The organism is Pseudomonas sp. LBUM1660 (assembly GCF_059695935.1).
Genome location: NZ_CP166795.1, coordinates 5,875,252 through 5,892,946 on the forward strand (window position 1 = coordinate 5,875,252; position 17,695 = coordinate 5,892,946).

A 17,695-nucleotide genomic window follows, 5' to 3' on the forward strand; every position below is an offset into this window, starting at 1 on the left:
CATTGCCTCGGAAGGCCTTCGCACTTCATGTCATCGACCTCATTTCGTCAGTCTCTGCGCCGTCTCTGGGCGCTGGATAAATTCAGCTACAGCGTGCGGGTGTTCATCGCCCTGACCGGCAGCATGGCCGTCTGTTGGTATCAGGATGAAATGGGGCTGCTGATCCCATTGTTCCTGGGGATCATCGCCAGCGCCCTGGCCGAGACCGACGACAGTTGGCAAGGCCGCCTCAATGCGCTGGCCGTGACGCTGGTGTGCTTCAGCGTCGCCGCCCTCTCCGTCGAATTGCTTTTCCCCTACCCCATCATCTTCATCATCGCCCTGGCCCTCGCCAGTTTCGGCCTGACCATGCTCGGCGCCCTCGGTGAGCGCTATGGCGCGATAGCCTCGGCGACGTTGATTCTGTCGGTCTACACCATGATCGGCGTGGACCAGCGCGGCGGTGCGGTCACCGACTTCTGGCACGAACCGGTGCTGCTGGTGGCCGGTGCGGCCTGGTACGGCTTGCTCTCGGTGCTGTGGCAGGCGATGTTTTCCAACCAGCCGGTGCAGCAGAGCCTGGCGCGGTTGTTCCGAGAATTGGGTTATTACCTGAAACTCAAAGCATCGCTGTTCGAGCCGATCCGGCAGATGGACGTGGAAGCGCGCCGACTGGAACTGGCGCAGCAAAACGGTCGGGTGGTGGCGGCGCTCAACGCCGCCAAGGAAATCATCCTGCACCGGGTCGGCAATGGACGGCCGGGCTCGAAAGTCAGCCGCTACCTCAAGCTGTACTTCCTCGCCCAAGACATCCACGAGCGCGCCAGCTCTTCGCACTACCCTTACAACGCGCTGGCCGAGGCGTTCTTTCACAGCGACGTGCTGTTCCGCTGCCAGCGCCTGCTGCGCCAGCAAGGCAAAGCCTGCCGGGCGTTGGCGGAATCGATCCAGATGCGCCAGCCGTTCATCTATGACGCCAGCTTCGCCGAAGCGCTGAGCGATCTGCACGCCTCCATCGAACACCTGCGCATCCAGAGCAACCCGGCCTGGCGCGGTCTGCTGCGTTCATTGCGGGCATTGGCCGCCAACCTAGGCACCCTCGACCGTTTGCTCAGCGATGCCAGCAACCCCGACGCCTTGGCCGACGCCACCGACAGCAGCCTGCTCGACCGCTCGCCGCGCAACCTCAAGGATGTGTGGATTCGCTTGCGCACGCAGCTGACGCCGACCTCGCTGCTGTTCCGTCATGCACTGCGCCTGCCCCTGGCGCTGAGCATCGGCTACGGCATGGTGCACTTGATTCACCCCTCGCAGGGTTACTGGATCATCCTCACCACGCTGTTTGTCTGCCAACCGAACTACGGCGCTACCCGGCGCAAACTCGGGCAACGGATCATCGGCACCGCAATTGGCCTGACGGTGGCTTGGGCGCTGTTCGATCTGTTCCCCAATCCCTTGATCCAGTCGTGCTTCGCAATTGCTGCCGGGGTGGTGTTCTTTATCAACCGCACCACCCGCTACACGTTGGCGACCGCCGCGATCACCTTGATGGTGCTGTTCTGCTTCAATCAGGTCGGTGATGGTTACGGGCTGTTCCTGCCGCGGCTGTTCGACACCTTGCTCGGCAGCCTGGTCGCCGGGCTCGCGGTATTCCTGTTCCTGCCGGACTGGCAGGGCCGACGCCTGAATAAAGTGCTGGCCAATACCCTGACCTGCAACAGCATTTATCTGCGCCAGATCATGCAGCAATACGCCGCCGGCAAGAGCGACGACTTGGCGTATCGACTGGCCCGACGTAATGCGCACAACGCTGACGCGGCACTGTCGACGACGTTAGCCAACATGCTCATGGAGCCGGGGCATTTCCGTAAGGAAGCGGATGTCGGGTTTCGCTTCCTGGTGCTGTCGCACACGTTGCTCAGCTACTTGTCTGGATTGGGTGCGCACCGTGAAACCCAGTTACCGCCGGATGTGCGCGAGCTTTTGATCGACGGCGCGGGCGTGACTCTGGCGACCAGCATCGACGAGATCGCCCACGGGTTGGCGAGTAAACAGCCGATTGCGATTCAGAGCGATGCCGAAGAGGCGCTGGCCAATGAGTTGGAGCAGATGCCGGATGAGAACGATGAAGGGCAGCGGTTGGTGCAGACGCAGTTGGCGTTGATCTGCCGGCAGTTGGGGCCGTTGCGGACATTGGCGGCGCATCTGATCAAGGACACCAGTGAAGCCTGAGATCTCCGGTGACTGGGCGGGCCCCTTCGCGAGCAAGCCCGCTCCCACATTGATCTATTGTGTGACACAAAGGCCCTGTGGGAGCGGGCTTGCTCGCGAAGGGGCCATCAGCCTCACCGAAGCTTACATCCCATGCTGCTTCATCAACCGCTCATAACTGCCATCAGCCTTCATCTCGGCAATCTCGCGATCGAAACCGGCGACGATCTGTTCATGCTGCGGATTTTTCAGGCTGACCAATATGTGCAAGCTGTTCTCGCTCAACGCCTTGGGCAAGAACTCCACGGCATTGCGCACCTTGGATGATTCCCGAGCCAGGTAATAACGGGCCACGTATTCGTCTTCCAGCGTCAACTTGACCCGGTCGGCCGCGACCATGCGCACGGCCATGGCGAAGTTATGCACAGGGACTTTCTGCAGCGACACATCGTCGTCGAATTCCGATGAATAGGCATAACCGCGCACCACCGCAATCGGGTAAGTGTGCAATTGCTGCAAGTTGTTGTATTCGATGGGCGCGTCTTTGCGCTTGAGAAAGCGCACGCGGTTGAGCAGATATTCGCCGGAGAACTGGCCCAGCTTGGTGCGCTCGTCGGTGTACCAGGCATTGACCAGCACGTCGTAACGGCCCTCGCCGACGCCGAGCAACGCTCGCGCCCAAGGCACCTGTTCAAAATCACTGGCGTAGCCCGCCCGGGCCAGCGCAGTGCTGACGATGTCGGTGGCCAAGCCACCGTTGACCAGCGTGGCGTCGGTAAACGGCGGCCAGGCGTCGGCGACCAGACGCAGCCTTTCCGCTGCCGCGCTTTGTGTCAGCAACAGCAATCCAATCAAAGCAAACGCTCGATGCAATCGCGGCATGCTAGAAAATCCTTAGCGGGCGGGCTGCCCGGTGTGTTTTTCTGCCAAAACTCCAAGACTCATGTACCGACACTCAGGTACTCAACATTAGCTCATGGGAGCGACTGCACAGCGCTTCATTGCAGATTACACAAAGAAGACAGCGCCGCGCGAGATGAATGATGGCATTTTGGCCTTTGTCACAGATTTCTCCACCATAAAGACATCTATCGCCAGGACGCTTAGTATCCGAAGGACGTTGCTCAAGGAAAGTGAAGATGACAATCGATTGGGTCTGCAAACACCACAGCGATCTGGGGAAAGAGCAGCTGTACGCCATTCTCCAGTTACGTGCGCAAGTGTTCGTCGTCGAACAGAAATGCGCCTACCAGGATGTCGATGGCCAGGATCTGGAAGGTGACACCTGCCATTTGATGGCGTGGGACGGGGATCGGCTGGTGGCCTACCTGCGCTTGCTCGATCCGGAAACGCAGGGCGGAGACGTGGTGATCGGGCGGGTGATTATAGCGCCTGGCGCCCGTGGCGCCGGACTGGGACATGATTTGATGGCCCAGGGGTTGAAGCAGGCCGGGAAACGCTGGCCTGAGGTGCCGATCTATCTCTCGGCCCAGGCGCATTTGCAGGGGTATTACGGGCGGTACGGGTTTGTGGTGTCGGGTGAGGAGTTTCTGGAGGATGACATTCCGCATATCGGGATGCGTCGTCCTTGAGGGCCTCATCGCGAGCTGGCTCGCTCCCACAGGGGACCGCGGTCAAATGTGGGAGCGAGCCAGCTCGCGATGGCGCCAGCTGTATCATCGAAGAACTCAGGGATACTCGAGCACCGCTTTAATCTGCCGTAAATTACGCTCGATCCACCCCCGATCAATCGCCCCCCACTCGCGGATCCGATAGCGCCCCGCATGATTGCGCGCGCCCTCTTCCTGCTCGAACTCGCAAATGATGTCCAGATCCGCCAACGCCGCAATCGTGTCCTGCGCCGTGCGCCGGGGCATGCCGGTCACTTCGGTCAGCGCCGGGACGCTGCTGGCCAGGCCACTGTCGATCAGGTACGCCACGTACAACCGGCGATAGAAGCTGCTCTTGGTCTTGCTTACATCCATCCAGACACTCCCTTTACTGCATATCCCGCCACGTCAGGTACACCCGCAGATCAAATTCCACCTGGTGATACCCCGGCAACATGTGTTCGCAGAGCTTGTAGAACGCCTTGTTGTGATCCGACTCTTTAAAGTGCGCCAGCTCATGCACCACGATCATTTTCAGAAACTCGGAGGGCGCTTCCTTGAACAACGAGGCCACGCGGATTTCCTTCTTGGCCTTGAGCTTGCCGCCCTGCACCCGCGAGATCGTCGTGTGCAGGCCAAGGGCGCGATGGGTCAGGTCGAGGCGGTTGTCGAACAGCACCTTGTCGATGGACGGCGCATTGCGCAGGTATTCCTGCTTGAGGTCCAACGCAAAGGTGTACAGCGCCTTGTCACTCTGCACCGCGTGTTTTTCCGGGTAGCGCTGGCTCAGGTAGTCGCCCAGCCGACCTTCGGCGATCAGCTGGCGCACCTGGTCCTGCAACGCAGCGGGATAGGCCTGGAGGTATTTCAACGCGGTCATCAGGGTCGGCAACACGAATCACGAAAAGGTCGCCAGTGTAGCGAATTCAGCGGGTCAGCGCGCTCCAGTCAAACGGCGCCACAAAGTCGCTAGCGTCCTCGGCCATCATCGGCCGCCCCACCAGAAAACCTTGCACGTACTGGCAGCCGTTGGCTTGCAGCCATTCATATTGCGCAATGGTTTCCACCCCTTCGGCAATCACCAGCATCCCGTATTGCTTGCACAGGTCGATCACATTGCGCACCAGTGCCGCATCCCGTTCGGACGCCGGCAATCGGGCGATCAAATGTCGGTCAAGCTTAAGCGTGTCCAGCTCAAGGTCGCGCAGATGCGCCAGCGAGCAAGGTCCGGTGCCGAAGTCATCCAGCGCCACCCGCACCCCGAGATTGCGCAGCAAGCGCAGCGTCTTGCGGGTTTCTTCGGGGTTTTGCATCAACGCTTCTTCCGTCACTTCGACTTCCAGATAACGCGGTTGCAAGCCGTGACGTTCCAATACCTGGCGCAATTCAGTGACCAGGTTGGGCATGCCGAACTGGGTGCTGCTCAAACTCACCCCCAGAACCAGGTCTTCGGCAAACAAGGTTTCCCAGGCTTTGCGCTGGCCGGCCCCGCGATGGTAAATCCAGCTGCCCAGACGACTGATCAGCCGCGCTTCTTCCAGCAACGGCAAAAACAGCCCCGGCGGTACATCGCCGACACTTGGGTGTTGCCAGCGCAGCAGAGCCTCGAACCCCCGAATCTGCCCGCTGTCGATGGCGACCTGCGGCTGGTACACCAGATTAAAATCACGGTTCTCGATGGCCGTGCGCACGCTCTCTTCGAGCATCAGCCGCGAGCGGGCCCGGCCGTTCATTTCGTGATCATAGAAACGGTACTGCTGACGGCCGGCGCGTTTGGCCTCGTACATGGCGATGTCCGACGCACGTAGCAAACCGTCGAGATTGGAACCGCAATCCGGGAAAGTGGCGATGCCGATGCTGGCGCCCAAGGCGATATCCAGACCATCAATCTGCTGACAGATCGACACCCGTTCAATGAGCTTCTCGGCAATCTTCGCTGCTTGCTCCGGGAACTCCAGATCCAGCAACGCCGTGAACTCATCGCCACCCATACGCGCCAGAATGTCGAAGGGCCGAAGGCAGGCTTTCAATTGCTCGGACACCCAGCGCAGCACCCGGTCGCCGGCATCGTGACCGAGGGAATCGTTGACGCGCTTGAATCCATCGAGGTCCAGGTACAGCAGCACCCAAGCGCTGTCAGACCGTTCACCGCGCAGCAGCAGATTCTCCACCGTCTGGTAAAAGCCGCGACGATTGAGCAGCCCGGTCAGCGGGTCCGTCACCGCCTGGAACTCCAGTTGCTGATGCAGATGGCGCACCACCGACATGTCCAGCACCGTCACCACCATCGCATGTTGTTCGCTGGGCAATGGCGCGCAAGACAGCGCCACCGGCACTTGCTGGCCGGGCGCCGTTCGCAGCAACGCGTCGTGCAGGCGCAGGGTTTCGCCGCGTTTGTAGCCGGTGTAAAAGTCTGAGTCCGCCCAGACCGGGATGTGCGGCTTCTGCAGGAAATCCAGAAACTCTCTGCCTTGCAGGTCTTGCACCGTGGCATTGAGCAACCGCGACATCGCCGGGTTGGCAAAGCGGATCAGACCGTCCTCACCCACCACCAGGATGCCTTCGGCGACATTGTCTAGCACCGAGGCATTAAACGCGCGAGCGACCTCCAGATCGTGGCTCAGGCGCTGCAACGCACGGCGATTGCGCTGATGCTCGAGCAACGCCTGTACTTTGGGCTTGAGAATTTGCGGGTCGAACGGCTTGAACAGGTAATCCACCGCACCACTGGCATAGCCCTTGATCACGGCGTCCTGGGACTGTTCGTTGGCGGTCAGGAAAATAATCGGTGTGAGACGGGTTCGCTGACTGCCGCGCATCAGACGCGCCACTTCATAACCGTCCATGCCAGGCATCTGCACATCCAGCAGCACCAGGTCGACATCGTGTTCGAGCAAAAGACTGAGGGCTTCAAAACCGGAAGCTGCGGTAATGACCTGCCAATCCTGGCGCTGGAGCAACGCACGCATGCTGATCAGGTTTTCGGGGTAATCATCAACGATTAAAAGGATCGAGCTGCCTTCAGCTGGCGTGGGGTGCGCGCATTCCATGCTGCTTCTCTTATTCGGGGCGTCAGGCCGGTTTCTCGTGAAAACCGGACAAATACTGAGCCTTCACTCTAGACCGGGATCCGCTAAAGCAGAAGCTATCAGTGCGCCATCATTTAACCATCGAGTACATTTGCCGACTAACGGTCGCTTCTACAGCCCCCTGAAACCGGGAAAGATGGCCTTTTAACAGGATTTTGACGCCATCCGTTTGTCATTTACGCATTAACAAATTGAACTTCTGCGCTTATAAGGATTGCCCCCAAGGCGCGTGCCAGAGCTTCTGGCACGTGCGTGCAGTAAAAAATCCGTGGAAGCTTTTGTCTATGATCGATCTCGCAACCTGGAACCTCAGTGTTCCCGTCGGCAATCCGCCGTACACCGTTGACACGTCAAAACTGGTGGATGGCTTCAAGGATCAATACTTCCACTCCGACACCGGCACCTTGTTTTTCTGGGCCCCGGTCACCGGGTCTAAAACTGAAAACGCAAAGTACCCTCGCACCGAACTGCGCGAAACCTACAGTAACGGCACCCTGCGCAACTGGCTCTACCCGGACGCCGACAACTCACTGCGTGCCACCCTCGCGGTCAACCAGGTACCGAGCTCAGGCAAAATCGTCATCGGCCAGATCCACGCCTATGAAAGCCAGAAACCCATGGTGAAGCTCGAGTATCAGTACAAGACCAGCACACAGTCGGGCAACATCGTCGCCAAGGTACGCATGCGCCCGGATGACGGCGAAGGCCGGATCATCACCATCGCCACCGGGGTGAAACTTGACCGGGAGTTTTCCTACCTCATCCACCTGAGCCCAGGCGGCGCGCTGGGCATTAGTGCGGCGGGTTATCAGTGGGACACCGACATCAGCGCGACGTGGCGTGACAAGCCACTGTATTTCAAGGCCGGGGTCTATGTGCAAGACCACACCGGGTACACCAGCGAAGGCGGGAAAGTGACGTTCAGCAAGCTGGATATTGATCACGACAAGTAAAAACACCTCTGCCCCTGTAGCAGCTGTCGAGCTGCGCGAGGCTGCGTCCGAGGACGAAGTCCTCGCAATCTCTTGACGACTGCTGCGCAGCCGGACGCAGCCTCGCAGGCTCGACAGCTGCTACAGCGTCCGAAAAAAGTGTAGGACGCCTCCGACTGTGGCGAGGGAGCTTGCTCCCGCGGGGCTACGAAGTAGCCCCAAATCCTGCCACCTGATTCCCCCAGACACACCACACCCCCCGATTTACGGCGCCTGCGTCGCCGAACGGGAACGAGTGCCCTTGCCACAATGACCGCATTCACGTCCTACAGCCCGATTGCGGCTACCCGAATCGCTGTCTAAAGTTGGCCTGTCGCTGACATTGTTGGCGATAGGGTTTCGCAGCCCTGACGATACGTGTAGTAACCTAGCGCCTCGAAAAAAGGGGCGCTTAAACGCTCGCCCTCCTTTTTATGGTGGCTGTGTGTGGGAGACCTTCGGGTCTGCCGGGTTCCTCGTATCCCTGGTCTGCGAACCCGCACATAGCTACCACCCCAATCGTTTCGCAGCGAACGGTAGTAGCTCTTCTTTCAGATACGAGGAAGATTTACTTATGACCATGAACAAACCGCCCCGCCGCTTCACCCCAATGTCCCAACTCGCAACAGACTACCCCGTCCTGCTCATCGACAACGACGCCCCTCTACGCGAACTCCACAACTGCGTCAGCGAACGCCTCAACGCCGTCCTCAAATATCTGAACCTCATGGCCTGCACCAGCCTGCCGGACTATGCAGAACACGACATCAACACCGTCACTAACATTGCCCGAATTATGGTTCAGGACATTGCCGACGTTTTTGGGGTCATCGAACAGCGCGGATTTGATACGCCTAAGCAGCAGTAAAAATCAGACAATAAAAAACCCGCATCTCTGCGGGTTTTTTAGTACTGCTAAACAATAAAGTCTTAGTTAACCTTAGCGTTCAACTCACCCTTCAAATACCGCTGATACATCGCTTCCAACGAGATCGGCTTGATCTTCGAAGCATTACCGGCAGTACCAAACGCTTCATAACGTGCGATACACACATCACGCATGGCAGTAACAGTCGCGCCAAAGAACTTGCGCGGGTCAAACTCGCTCGGGTTGGTAGCCATCAACCGACGCATCGCACCGGTCGAAGCCAACCGCAAGTCAGTATCAATGTTGACCTTACGCACGCCGTGCTTGATGCCTTCAACGATCTCTTCAACCGGCACGCCGTAGGTTTCTTTGATGTCGCCGCCGTACTGGTTGATGATCGCCAGCCAGTCTTGTGGAACCGAAGACGAACCGTGCATCACCAAGTGGGTGTTCGGGATGCGTTTGTGGATCTCTTTGATGCGGTCGATGGCCAGCACGTCGCCGGTAGGCGGCTTGGTGAACTTGTACGCGCCGTGGCTGGTGCCGATGGCGATGGCCAGGGCATCGACCTGGGTGCGTTTGACGAAGTCAGCGGCTTCTTCCGGGTCGGTCAGCATTTGGCTGTGATCCAGAACGCCTTCGGCGCCGATGCCGTCTTCTTCACCGGCCATGCCGGTTTCCAGCGAACCCAGGCAACCCAGCTCGCCTTCTACCGATACGCCGCAGGCGTGAGCCAGGGCCACGGTTTGTTGGGTAACGCGCACGTTGTAGTCGTAGTCGGTCGGGGTCTTGCCGTCTTCGCCCAGGGAACCGTCCATCATCACCGAGCTGAAGCCCAGTTGAATGGAGCGCTGGCAGACGTCAGGGCTGGTGCCGTGGTCCTGGTGCATGCACACCGGGATGTGCGGGAATTCTTCGATGGCGGCCAGGATCAGGTGACGCAGGAATGGGGCGCCGGCGTATTTGCGAGCACCGGCCGAGGCCTGGACGATCACCGGGGAGTCAGTCTTGTCAGCGGCTTCCATGATGGCGCGCATCTGCTCAAGGTTGTTGACGTTGAAGGCTGGAACGCCGTAGCCGAACTCGGCTGCGTGGTCCAGCATCTGGCGCATGCTGATAAGTGCCATTGTGTGTGTCTCTCCCGGTTGAGGGTCGTTAATCGTGCCAGCCTGCCGTAGCGGCGGCGGCTATTCAAGTTATTGCAGATCGGGGGTTGGCCCGGGCTGCGAATTCGGTGATGCCAAAATCTCTACAAGCCATCGAATTCCCGTAGGAGCGAAGCTTGCTCGCGAAAGCGGTTTAACTGGCACCACATGTGTTGAATGTGATGACGTCTTCGCGAGCAAGCTTCGCTCCTACAGGTTTCGCACAAGCCTCAATTACTGCGCTTTACAACCGCGGCCGATCAAATCATTGGTGGCGACCCAGTAAACCAGGCCTTCCTCACCTTTTACGTGAAACGCCAACATGTCGTTGCTGTACAGCGAACCTTCGGCGCCCGGTTCAAGCTTCAAGCGGTAGACCTGATCGGCCCCGCCGAGGCGCACGTCGACTTCCTTGCGGCTGTCGTCGGTGTAGCGCCAGAGCACTTTGGCCTGGCTGTCGCAGGTCCAGGTGGTCCAGTTGTCCGTCGATTCGGCAGGCTTGAACAGGTTGAAATTCGAGCAACCGGCCAGCAATGCCAACGCCGTAACGGCGATAAAACCTTTCATCCATGTTCCTCGACTGACGGCGCACGCCGCCAGCCCTGAGTAAAGTGTCTGACCCGTCAAGGGCAACCATGTTCCTTGGCCGGGGTCTGCGTCTCGTATTTCTCCAGGCCATCAGGCCCGGATCGCTTGTTGATCACCGGGTTGGTTTCCGCTTGCCAGTCGGCCTGGTAGCAGCCTTTTTCCACCGACTGCGGCGCAGGATCCGGCTTGGCTTTCGGGTTACTCCCGCAAGCCACCAGCATACCCGCAGCGATCAGCAGCGCTAATGGCTTGACCATGAGAACACTCCTTTGCTTGGTCAAATGAATGACCTCAGCCCTTGGCCCGACTTTCCAGGACTTCAACGGCAGGCAAAACCTTGCCTTCCACGAACTCGAGGAACGCGCCGCCACCGGTGGAAATGTAGGAGATCTGATCGGCAACGCCATATTTGTCGATGGCCGCCAGGGTGTCGCCGCCGCCAGCAATCGAGAACGCCGAGCTTTGCGCGATGGCCTGGGCCAGCACTTTGGTGCCGTTACCGAATTGATCGAATTCGAATACACCGACCGGACCGTTCCACAGGATGGTCTTGGACGACTTCAGCAGCTCGGCGAAATTCGCCGCGGTCTGCGGGCCGATGTCCAGGATCATGTCGTCGGCGGCCACGTCAGCAATCAGCTTGACGGTAGCGGTCGCGCTTTCAGCGAATTCCTTGGCAACCACCACGTCCACTGGCAAAGGCACGCTGACCTTGGCGGCGATGGCGCGAGCGGTGTCGAGCAGGTCCGGCTCGTACAGCGACTTGCCGACCGGGTGACCGGCAGCGGCCAGGAAGGTATTGGCAATGCCACCGCCGACGATCAGCTGGTTGCAGATCTGGCTCAGGCTGTTCAGCACGTCGAGTTTGGTCGAGACCTTGGAACCGGCAACGATGGCAGCCATCGGCTGGGCCGGGGCGCCAAGGGCTTTGCCCAGTGCGTCCAGCTCAGCAGCCAGCAGCGGGCCAGCGGCGGCGACTTTGGCGAACTTGGCCACGCCATGGGTCGAACCCTCGGCGCGGTGAGCGGTGCCGAAGGCGTCCATCACGAAGACGTCGCACAGGGCGGCGTATTGCTGGGCCAGTTCGTCAGCGTTCTTTTTCTCGCCCTTGTTGAAGCGCACGTTTTCGAACAGCACGATGTCGCCGGCCTTGACGTCGACACCGCCCAGGTAATCGGCGACCAGCGGCACTTCACGGCCCAGGGCCTTGCTCAGATAGTCGGCGACGGGCTTGAGGCTGTTCTCGGCCGAGAACTCGCCTTCGGTCGGACGGCCAAGGTGCGAGCAGACCATCACGGCCGCGCCTTTTTCCAGGGCCAGCTTGATGGTCGGCAGCGAAGCCAGGATTCGCGCATCGCTGGTGACTACACCGTCCTTGACTGGGACGTTGAGGTCTTCGCGGATCAGTACGCGCTTACCTTGCAGATCGAGGTCGGTCATCTTCAACACGGTCATGGGTCGCAATTCCTGGTTTACGGTTTTTGAGTCGCTGTTTGCAGATAGTGTTCTGCAACGTCCAGCATTCGGTTGGCAAAACCCCATTCGTTGTCGAACCAGGCCAGGATGTTCACCAGCCTTGGGCCGGAAACTCGGGTCTGACTGGCATCGACGATGGCCGAATGTGGGTCATGGTTGAAATCACAACTGGCGTGAGGCAACTCGGTGTAGGCCAGAAGGCCTTTGAGCGGGCCGCTGGTGGCGGCCTCGCGCAGAATCCGGTTGACCTCGGTGGCGTCGGTGTCGCTGACGGTCTGCATCGTAATGTCGAGGCAAGACACGTTAACCGTCGGCACCCGCACGGCTTTGGCCTGAATTCGCCCGGCAAGTTCCGGCAGCAGGCGCTCGATGCCACGCGCCAGACCAGTGGACACCGGAATCACCGACTGGAACGCCGAACGCGTGCGGCGCAGGTCTTCGTGATGATAGGCGTCGATGACCGGCTGATCGTTCATCGCCGAGTGAATGGTGGTGATCGACACGTATTCCAGACCAATGGCTTGATCCAGCAGGCGCAACAGCGGCACGCCGCAGTTGGTGGTGCAGGACGCGTTCGACACCAGCAGCTCGTCGCCGGTCAGGCAATCCTGGTTCACGCCGTAGACGATGGTGGCGTCGACATCCGCCTCGCTGGCCATCGGCTGGGAAAACAGCACGCGGGGTGCGCCGGCATCAAGGAAGCGCTGGCCATCGGCACGCGTGTTGTAAGCACCGGAGCACTCCAGCACCAGATCGACGCCCAGGGACGCCCAATCGATGCCTTCGGGGGTGGCACTGCGCAGGACCTTCACGCAGTCGCCCTTAATATGCAGGCAATCGCCTTCTACTCGCACTTCGCCGGGAAAGCGCCCGTGAGTGGAGTCGAAGCGTGTCAGGTATTCGATGCTGGCCATGTCAGCCAGATCGTTGATCGCGACAATTTCAAACCCAGCCGTCGAGCCTCGCTCAAACAACGCACGCAAGACGCAACGACCAATCCGGCCGTAGCCGTTGAGTGCAACTTTGTAAGGACGCGGTTGAGGCATGGGGTTCTCGATGAAGCTTGGGAATGAGGTTGCCAGGACTGCCGCTTTCGCGGGCAAGCCTCGCTCCTACAGGTCTTCGGTTGTCTTGAAAACAACGCGATCCCTTGTAGGAGCGAGGCTTGCCCGCGAAGACGTCAGCCCCGATAACGCAACTTCTGGATCAGTCTTCCAGCAGCTCTTCAGCCTGACCCAGGATGTTTTCCAGGGTAAAGCCGAACTCTTCGAACAAGGCCGGCGCAGGCGCCGACTCGCCGAAGGTGGTCATGCCGATCACGCGGCCTTCCAAGCCCACGTACTTGTACCAGTAGTCCGCGTGCGCGGCTTCGATGGCGATACGGGCACTGACCTGCAACGGCAGAACCGCTTGCTTGTAACCGGCGTCCTGAGCATCGAACACGCTGGTGCACGGCATCGAAACAACACGCACCTTGCGACCTTGCTCGGTCAGCTTGTCGTAAGCCTGAACCGCCAGACCGACTTCCGAACCGGTAGAGATCAGGATCAGCTCAGGCTCGCCTGCACAGTCCTTCAGCACGTAACCGCCACGGGCGATGTCGGCGATCTGCAGCGCGCTGCGTTCCTGATGCTGCAGGTTCTGACGCGAGAAGATCAGCGCCGAAGGGCCGTCCTTGCGCTCGATGGCTGCTTTCCAGCAAACGGCCGATTCAACGGCATCAGCTGGACGCCAGGTGTCGAGGTTCGGCGTGCTGCGCAGGCTGGTCAGTTGCTCGATCGGCTGGTGAGTCGGGCCGTCTTCGCCCAGACCGATGGAGTCGTGGGTGTAGACGAACACCACGCGTTTCTTCATCAGCGAAGCCATGCGCACGGCGTTGCGAGCGTATTCCATGAACATCAGGAAGGTGGCGCCGTAAGGCACCAGACCGCCGTGCAAGGCCACGCCGTTCATGATCGCGCTCATGCCGAATTCGCGAACGCCGTAGTACATGTAGTTGCCGCTGGCGTCTTCAGCCGAAACACCTTTGCAACCTTTCCACAGGGTCAGGTTGGAACCCGCGAGGTCAGCGGAGCCGCCCAGCAATTCAGGCAACAGCGGGCCGTAGGCATTCAGTGCGTTCTGGCTGGCTTTACGGCTGGCGATGGTTTCGCCCTTGGCCGCGACTTCAGCGATGTAAGCCGAGGCTTTTTCCGCGAAGTCTTCCGGCAGATCGCCGCCCAGGCGACGGACCAGTTCGTTGGCCAGCTCAGGGAAAGCTGCGGAGTAGGCAGCGAAACGCTGATCCCACTCGGCTTCGGCCGCGCGGCCGGCTTCCTTGGCGTCCCACTCGGCATAGATGTCAGCCGGGATTTCGAACGGACCGTGGTTCCATTTCAGAGCAGCACGGGTCAAGGCGATTTCCGCGTCACCCAATGGGGCGCCGTGGCAGTCTTCTTTGCCTTGCTTGTTCGGCGAACCGAAACCGATGGTGGTCTTGCAGCAGATCAGGGTTGGCTGATCGCTTTTGCGCGCGGTTTCGATCGCGGTCTTGATCTCTTCCGGGTCGTGACCGTCGACGTTGCGGATCACCTGCCAGTTGTAGGCTTCGAAACGCTTCGGGGTGTCATCGGTGAACCAGCCTTCGACTTCGCCGTCGATGGAGATGCCGTTGTCGTCGTAGAAGGCGATCAGCTTGCCCAGGCCCAACGTACCGGCCAGGGAGCCGACTTCGTGGGAAATGCCTTCCATCATGCAGCCATCACCCAGGAACACGTAGGTGTGGTGGTCGACAACGTTGTGGCCAGGACGGTTGAACTGCGCTGCCAGGACTTTTTCAGCCAGGGCGAAACCGACGGCGTTGGCCAGGCCTTGGCCCAGTGGACCAGTGGTGGTTTCAACGCCCGGGGTGTAGCCGAATTCCGGGTGGCCCGGAGTGCGGCTGTGCAGTTGGCGGAAATTTTTCAGGTCATCGATCGACAGGTCGTAGCCGGTCAGGTGCAGCAGCGAGTAGATCAACATCGAACCGTGACCGTTGGACAGCACGAAGCGGTCACGGTCGGCGAACGATGGATTGCTCGGGTTGTGCTTCAGGTAGTCACGCCAAAGTACTTCGGCGATATCCGCCATACCCATCGGGGCACCGGGATGGCCGCTGTTGGCTTTTTGCACGGCATCCATGCTGAGGGCACGAATGGCGTTGGCACGCTCACGACGGCTGGGCATCGCTGTTCTCCTGCGGGTTCTGTATCGAGAGTGAATAAAACGAAACGGAAAAAAGGCGAGCATTTTCCCTCACCCACCCGCCTCGGGGCAATGACAGATAGTCATCTGGAGGCGTTTTTCCAATTGTTAACAGCGGTTTCGACTGATGAAACCTTTCTGCAGTTCGTTTGTTGACTGAACCTAACGTCTGGAAGTGCCATCTATCGACCAATATCAAAACTTTTTGATATTGCCCTTGCGGTGATTTCTGAGCGTCACTAGACTGCTGGCCTTATGAATTTACGCGTGCCTTCCATTCGACATGACGATTGCGATGAGCTGGCGGCCCTGTGCAAGGCCGGCGGCGATCCTCTGCGACTGAATGTATTGCGCGCGCTGGCCAACGATTCGTTTGGCGTACTGGAACTGGCGCAGATCTTCGGGATTGGTCAGTCCGGCATGAGTCACCACCTCAAGGTCCTGGCCCAGGCCGACCTGGTGGCGACCCGCCGCGAAGGCAACGCGATTTTCTACCGTCGCGCCCTGCCCCACACCGACCTGCTGGGCGGCAAGCTGCACGCCGCCCTGCTGGAAGAAGTGGACAACCTGACGTTGCCGGCCGATGTGCAGTCGCGGATCGCTCAGGTCCATGGGCAACGCGCGGCGGCCAGCCAGGACTTCTTCTCACGGGTGGCGGAGAAATTTCGCGCCCAGCAAGACTTGATCGCCGGTCTGCCGCAGTACCGCGATAGTGTGGTGGCGCTGCTCGACAAGCTGAGTTTCAGAGACGGCGCGACGGCCATTGAAGTCGGCCCCGGCGACGGTGAATTTTTGCCGGAACTGGCACGCCGCTTCACCGAGGTCACGGCGCTGGACAACAGCCCGGCGATGCTCGAACTGGCGCGTCAGGTCTGCGAACGTGAAACGCTGGCTAACGTCAGCCTGCAACTGGCCGATGCATTGAATGGCGTCAGCCTTCAGGCCGATTGCGTTGTACTGAACATGGTGCTGCACCATTTCGCCGCGCCGTCCGAAGCGCTCAAGCACATGGCCGACTTGCTGCAACCGGGCGGTAGCCTGCTCGTGACAGAGTTATGTAGCCACAACCAGAGTTGGGCCAGGGAGGCCTGCGGTGATCTCTGGTTGGGGTTTGAACAGGACGATTTGGCCCGTTGGGCCACCGCTGCGGGACTCGTTCCCGGGGAAAGCCTCTATGTAGGCTTACGTAATGGTTTCCAGATCCAGGTCCGCCATTTTCAGCGACCGGCTGGCGACACTCACCATCGGTAAATTCAGGAAAAAATCGAGATGAGCGAATACTCCCTCTTCACCTCCGAGTCCGTGTCCGAAGGGCATCCGGACAAAATCGCCGACCAGATTTCCGATGCGGTGCTGGACGCCATCATTGCTGAAGACAAGTTCGCCCGCGTGGCGTGCGAGACGCTGGTTAAAACCGGCGTGGCAATTATCGCAGGTGAAGTCACCACGTCGGCCTGGGTCGACCTGGAAGAAATCGTGCGTAACGTCATTCTGGACATCGGCTACAACAGCTCTGATGTTGGCTTCGACGGTGCCACTTGCGGCGTGATGAACATCATCGGCAAGCAGTCCCCTGACATCAACCAGGGTGTCGACCGTGCCAAGCCTGAAGATCAGGGCGCCGGCGACCAGGGCCTGATGTTCGGCTACGCCAGCAACGAAACCGATGTGCTGATGCCAGCACCGATCACCTTCTCGCACCAACTGGTGCAGCGCCAGGCCGAAGCCCGTAAATCCGGCCTGCTGCCTTGGTTGCGCCCGGACGCCAAGTCGCAAGTGACTTGCCGTTACGAAGGCGGCAAGGTTGTCGGTATCGACGCCGTTGTTCTGTCGACCCAGCACAACCCTGAAGTGTCGTACAAAGACCTGCGCGAAGGCGTGATGGAGCTGATCGTCAAGCACGTACTGCCTGCCGAACTGCTGACCAAAGACACCCAGTTCCACATCAACCCGACTGGCCAGTTCATCATCGGTGGCCCGGTGGGCGACTGCGGCCTGACCGGTCGCAAGATCATCGTCGATAGCTACGGCGGCATGGCCCGTCACGGCGGCGGCGCGTTCTCCGGTAAAGATCCATCGAAGGTTGACCGTTCGGCTGCCTACGCTGGTCGTTATGTCGCCAAGAACATCGTTGCTGCTGGCCTGGCCGAGCGTTGCGAGATTCAGGTTTCCTACGCGATCGGTGTTGCCCAGCCTACGTCGATCTCGTTGAACACCTTCGGTACCGGCAAGATCAGCGACGACAAGATCGTCAAACTGGTTCGCGAAATTTTTGACCTGCGCCCATACGCGATCACCACCATGCTCGACCTGCTGCACCCGATGTACCAGGAAACCGCTGCGTACGGCCACTTCGGCCGTACCCCGGCGACCAAGACTGTGGGCGAAGACACCTTCACCACGTTCACCTGGGAAAAGACCGATCGCGCCGACGACCTGCGTACTGCAGCCGGCCTGTAAGACTTTCCTGGCGGCACCAAAAACCCCGCACGGTTCGCCGTGCGGGGTTTTTTATTGGGTCTGCTTTATACCAGGC

Annotated in this window: 16 protein-coding genes; 6 read left to right on the forward strand and 10 right to left on the reverse strand. The window is 59.6% G+C overall.

The annotated features are described in order from the left end of the window. The first annotated feature begins 27 nt into the window (after nt 1-27). On the forward strand, nt 28-2,211 hold the full coding sequence (gene yccS / locus ACA068_RS27315) for a YccS family putative transporter (RefSeq protein WP_497306047.1): 2,184 nt from the start codon (nt 28-30) through the stop codon (nt 2,209-2,211). A 123-nt stretch (nt 2,212-2,334) separates the two neighbouring features. Here the strand turns inward: yccS and ACA068_RS27320 are convergent, their stop codons facing one another. Next, nucleotides 2,335-3,072: a substrate-binding periplasmic protein gene (locus tag ACA068_RS27320; RefSeq protein WP_497306049.1), complete on the reverse strand. Its 738-nt coding sequence runs from the start codon at nt 3,070-3,072 to the stop codon at nt 2,335-2,337. A 257-nt stretch (nt 3,073-3,329) separates the two neighbouring features. Here ACA068_RS27320 and ACA068_RS27325 point away from each other — a divergent pair, with 257 nt between their 5' ends. Next, nucleotides 3,330-3,782 carry a GNAT family N-acetyltransferase gene (locus tag ACA068_RS27325; protein ID WP_497306051.1) on the forward strand — a complete coding sequence of 151 codons (453 nt, stop codon included), beginning with the start codon at nt 3,330-3,332 and terminating at the stop codon, nt 3,780-3,782. Between the two features lie 96 nt (nt 3,783-3,878). Here ACA068_RS27325 and ACA068_RS27330 read toward each other — a convergent pair whose 3' ends face one another. Genes ACA068_RS27330 through ACA068_RS27340 form a run of 3 tightly spaced genes read right to left on the reverse strand, consistent with a single transcriptional unit; the run spans nt 3,879 to nt 6,850 of the window. Further along, the gene (locus ACA068_RS27330; protein WP_090178776.1) at nt 3,879-4,175 is read right to left on the reverse strand and encodes a winged helix-turn-helix domain-containing protein; all 297 of its coding nucleotides are present in this window, start codon (nt 4,173-4,175) and stop codon (nt 3,879-3,881) included. A gap of 13 nt (nt 4,176-4,188) precedes the next feature. After that, nucleotides 4,189-4,680, reverse strand: a complete 492-nt coding sequence (locus ACA068_RS27335) for a M48 metallopeptidase family protein (RefSeq protein ID WP_497306053.1) — start codon at nt 4,678-4,680, stop codon at nt 4,189-4,191. A gap of 46 nt (nt 4,681-4,726) precedes the next feature. Next, nucleotides 4,727-6,850 carry a putative bifunctional diguanylate cyclase/phosphodiesterase gene (locus ACA068_RS27340; RefSeq protein ID WP_497306055.1) on the reverse strand — a complete coding sequence of 708 codons (2,124 nt, stop codon included), beginning with the start codon at nt 6,848-6,850 and terminating at the stop codon, nt 4,727-4,729. A 323-nt stretch (nt 6,851-7,173) separates the two neighbouring features. On the opposite strand from ACA068_RS27340, the gene ACA068_RS27345 reads away from it, so the two are divergent. Further along, a complete protein-coding gene (locus ACA068_RS27345) occupies nt 7,174-7,842 on the forward strand; it encodes a polysaccharide lyase family 7 protein (RefSeq protein ID WP_497306056.1) in 669 nt (222 codons plus the stop codon). A gap of 592 nt (nt 7,843-8,434) precedes the next feature. Beyond that, on the forward strand, nt 8,435-8,728 hold the full coding sequence (locus ACA068_RS27350) for a fructose-bisphosphate aldolase (RefSeq protein WP_497306058.1): 294 nt from the start codon (nt 8,435-8,437) through the stop codon (nt 8,726-8,728). A 62-nt stretch (nt 8,729-8,790) separates the two neighbouring features. On the opposite strand, the gene fba is transcribed toward ACA068_RS27350, so the two are convergent. The 6 genes from fba to tkt all read right to left on the reverse strand — a co-directional run bounded on the left by fba (nt 8,791) and on the right by tkt (nt 15,141). Then, the gene (gene fba, locus ACA068_RS27355; protein WP_219095091.1) at nt 8,791-9,855 is read right to left on the reverse strand and encodes a class II fructose-bisphosphate aldolase; all 1,065 of its coding nucleotides are present in this window, start codon (nt 9,853-9,855) and stop codon (nt 8,791-8,793) included. Between the two features lie 252 nt (nt 9,856-10,107). Next, complete coding sequence (locus tag ACA068_RS27360; RefSeq protein WP_077747251.1) at nt 10,108-10,440, reverse strand: MliC family protein; 333 nt, start codon at nt 10,438-10,440, stop codon at nt 10,108-10,110. Between the two features lie 56 nt (nt 10,441-10,496). After that, entirely contained in the window at nt 10,497-10,718 is a 222-nt protein-coding gene (locus ACA068_RS27365) for a hypothetical protein (RefSeq protein ID WP_411960199.1), read from the reverse strand. A gap of 34 nt (nt 10,719-10,752) precedes the next feature. Then, nucleotides 10,753-11,916 carry a phosphoglycerate kinase gene (locus tag ACA068_RS27370; RefSeq protein WP_497306060.1) on the reverse strand — a complete coding sequence of 388 codons (1,164 nt, stop codon included), beginning with the start codon at nt 11,914-11,916 and terminating at the stop codon, nt 10,753-10,755. Between the two features lie 17 nt (nt 11,917-11,933). Continuing rightward, entirely contained in the window at nt 11,934-12,983 is a 1,050-nt protein-coding gene (epd, locus tag ACA068_RS27375; RefSeq protein ID WP_497306062.1) for an erythrose-4-phosphate dehydrogenase, read from the reverse strand. A 160-nt stretch (nt 12,984-13,143) separates the two neighbouring features. Then, entirely contained in the window at nt 13,144-15,141 is a 1,998-nt protein-coding gene (tkt, locus tag ACA068_RS27380) for a transketolase (RefSeq protein WP_497306064.1), read from the reverse strand. 273 nt (nt 15,142-15,414) lie between these two features. Here tkt and ACA068_RS27385 point away from each other — a divergent pair, with 273 nt between their 5' ends. Together ACA068_RS27385 and metK are read left to right on the forward strand one after the other, a co-directional pair. Continuing rightward, nucleotides 15,415-16,410, forward strand: a complete 996-nt coding sequence (locus ACA068_RS27385) for an ArsR/SmtB family transcription factor (RefSeq protein ID WP_497306066.1) — start codon at nt 15,415-15,417, stop codon at nt 16,408-16,410. Between the two features lie 18 nt (nt 16,411-16,428). Further along, on the forward strand, nt 16,429-17,619 hold the full coding sequence (gene metK / locus ACA068_RS27390) for a methionine adenosyltransferase (protein ID WP_010466931.1): 1,191 nt from the start codon (nt 16,429-16,431) through the stop codon (nt 17,617-17,619). The last annotated feature ends 76 nt before the right edge of the window (nt 17,620-17,695 follow it).

Excerpts from the sequence above, each read along its gene's own strand:
- ACA068_RS27340 (WP_497306055.1), bottom strand. The coding sequence starts at position 6,850 with ATGGAATGCGCGCACCCCACGCCAGCTGAAGGCAGCTCGATCCTTTTA.
- epd (WP_497306062.1), bottom strand. The coding sequence starts at position 12,983 with ATGCCTCAACCGCGTCCTTACAAAGTTGCACTCAACGGCTACGGCCGG.
- yccS (WP_497306047.1), top strand. The coding sequence starts at position 28 with ATGTCATCGACCTCATTTCGTCAGTCTCTGCGCCGTCTCTGGGCGCTG.
- fba (WP_219095091.1), bottom strand. The coding sequence starts at position 9,855 with ATGGCACTTATCAGCATGCGCCAGATGCTGGACCACGCAGCCGAGTTC.
- ACA068_RS27350 (WP_497306058.1), top strand. The coding sequence starts at position 8,435 with ATGACCATGAACAAACCGCCCCGCCGCTTCACCCCAATGTCCCAACTC.
- ACA068_RS27360 (WP_077747251.1), bottom strand. The coding sequence starts at position 10,440 with ATGAAAGGTTTTATCGCCGTTACGGCGTTGGCATTGCTGGCCGGTTGC.
- metK (WP_010466931.1), top strand. The coding sequence starts at position 16,429 with ATGAGCGAATACTCCCTCTTCACCTCCGAGTCCGTGTCCGAAGGGCAT.
- ACA068_RS27385 (WP_497306066.1), top strand. The coding sequence starts at position 15,415 with ATGAATTTACGCGTGCCTTCCATTCGACATGACGATTGCGATGAGCTG.
- ACA068_RS27330 (WP_090178776.1), bottom strand. The coding sequence starts at position 4,175 with ATGGATGTAAGCAAGACCAAGAGCAGCTTCTATCGCCGGTTGTACGTG.
- ACA068_RS27365 (WP_411960199.1), bottom strand. The coding sequence starts at position 10,718 with ATGGTCAAGCCATTAGCGCTGCTGATCGCTGCGGGTATGCTGGTGGCT.
- ACA068_RS27370 (WP_497306060.1), bottom strand. The coding sequence starts at position 11,916 with ATGACCGTGTTGAAGATGACCGACCTCGATCTGCAAGGTAAGCGCGTA.
- ACA068_RS27345 (WP_497306056.1), top strand. The coding sequence starts at position 7,174 with ATGATCGATCTCGCAACCTGGAACCTCAGTGTTCCCGTCGGCAATCCG.
- ACA068_RS27335 (WP_497306053.1), bottom strand. The coding sequence starts at position 4,680 with ATGACCGCGTTGAAATACCTCCAGGCCTATCCCGCTGCGTTGCAGGAC.
- tkt (WP_497306064.1), bottom strand. The coding sequence starts at position 15,141 with ATGCCCAGCCGTCGTGAGCGTGCCAACGCCATTCGTGCCCTCAGCATG.
- ACA068_RS27320 (WP_497306049.1), bottom strand. The coding sequence starts at position 3,072 with ATGCCGCGATTGCATCGAGCGTTTGCTTTGATTGGATTGCTGTTGCTG.
- ACA068_RS27325 (WP_497306051.1), top strand. The coding sequence starts at position 3,330 with ATGACAATCGATTGGGTCTGCAAACACCACAGCGATCTGGGGAAAGAG.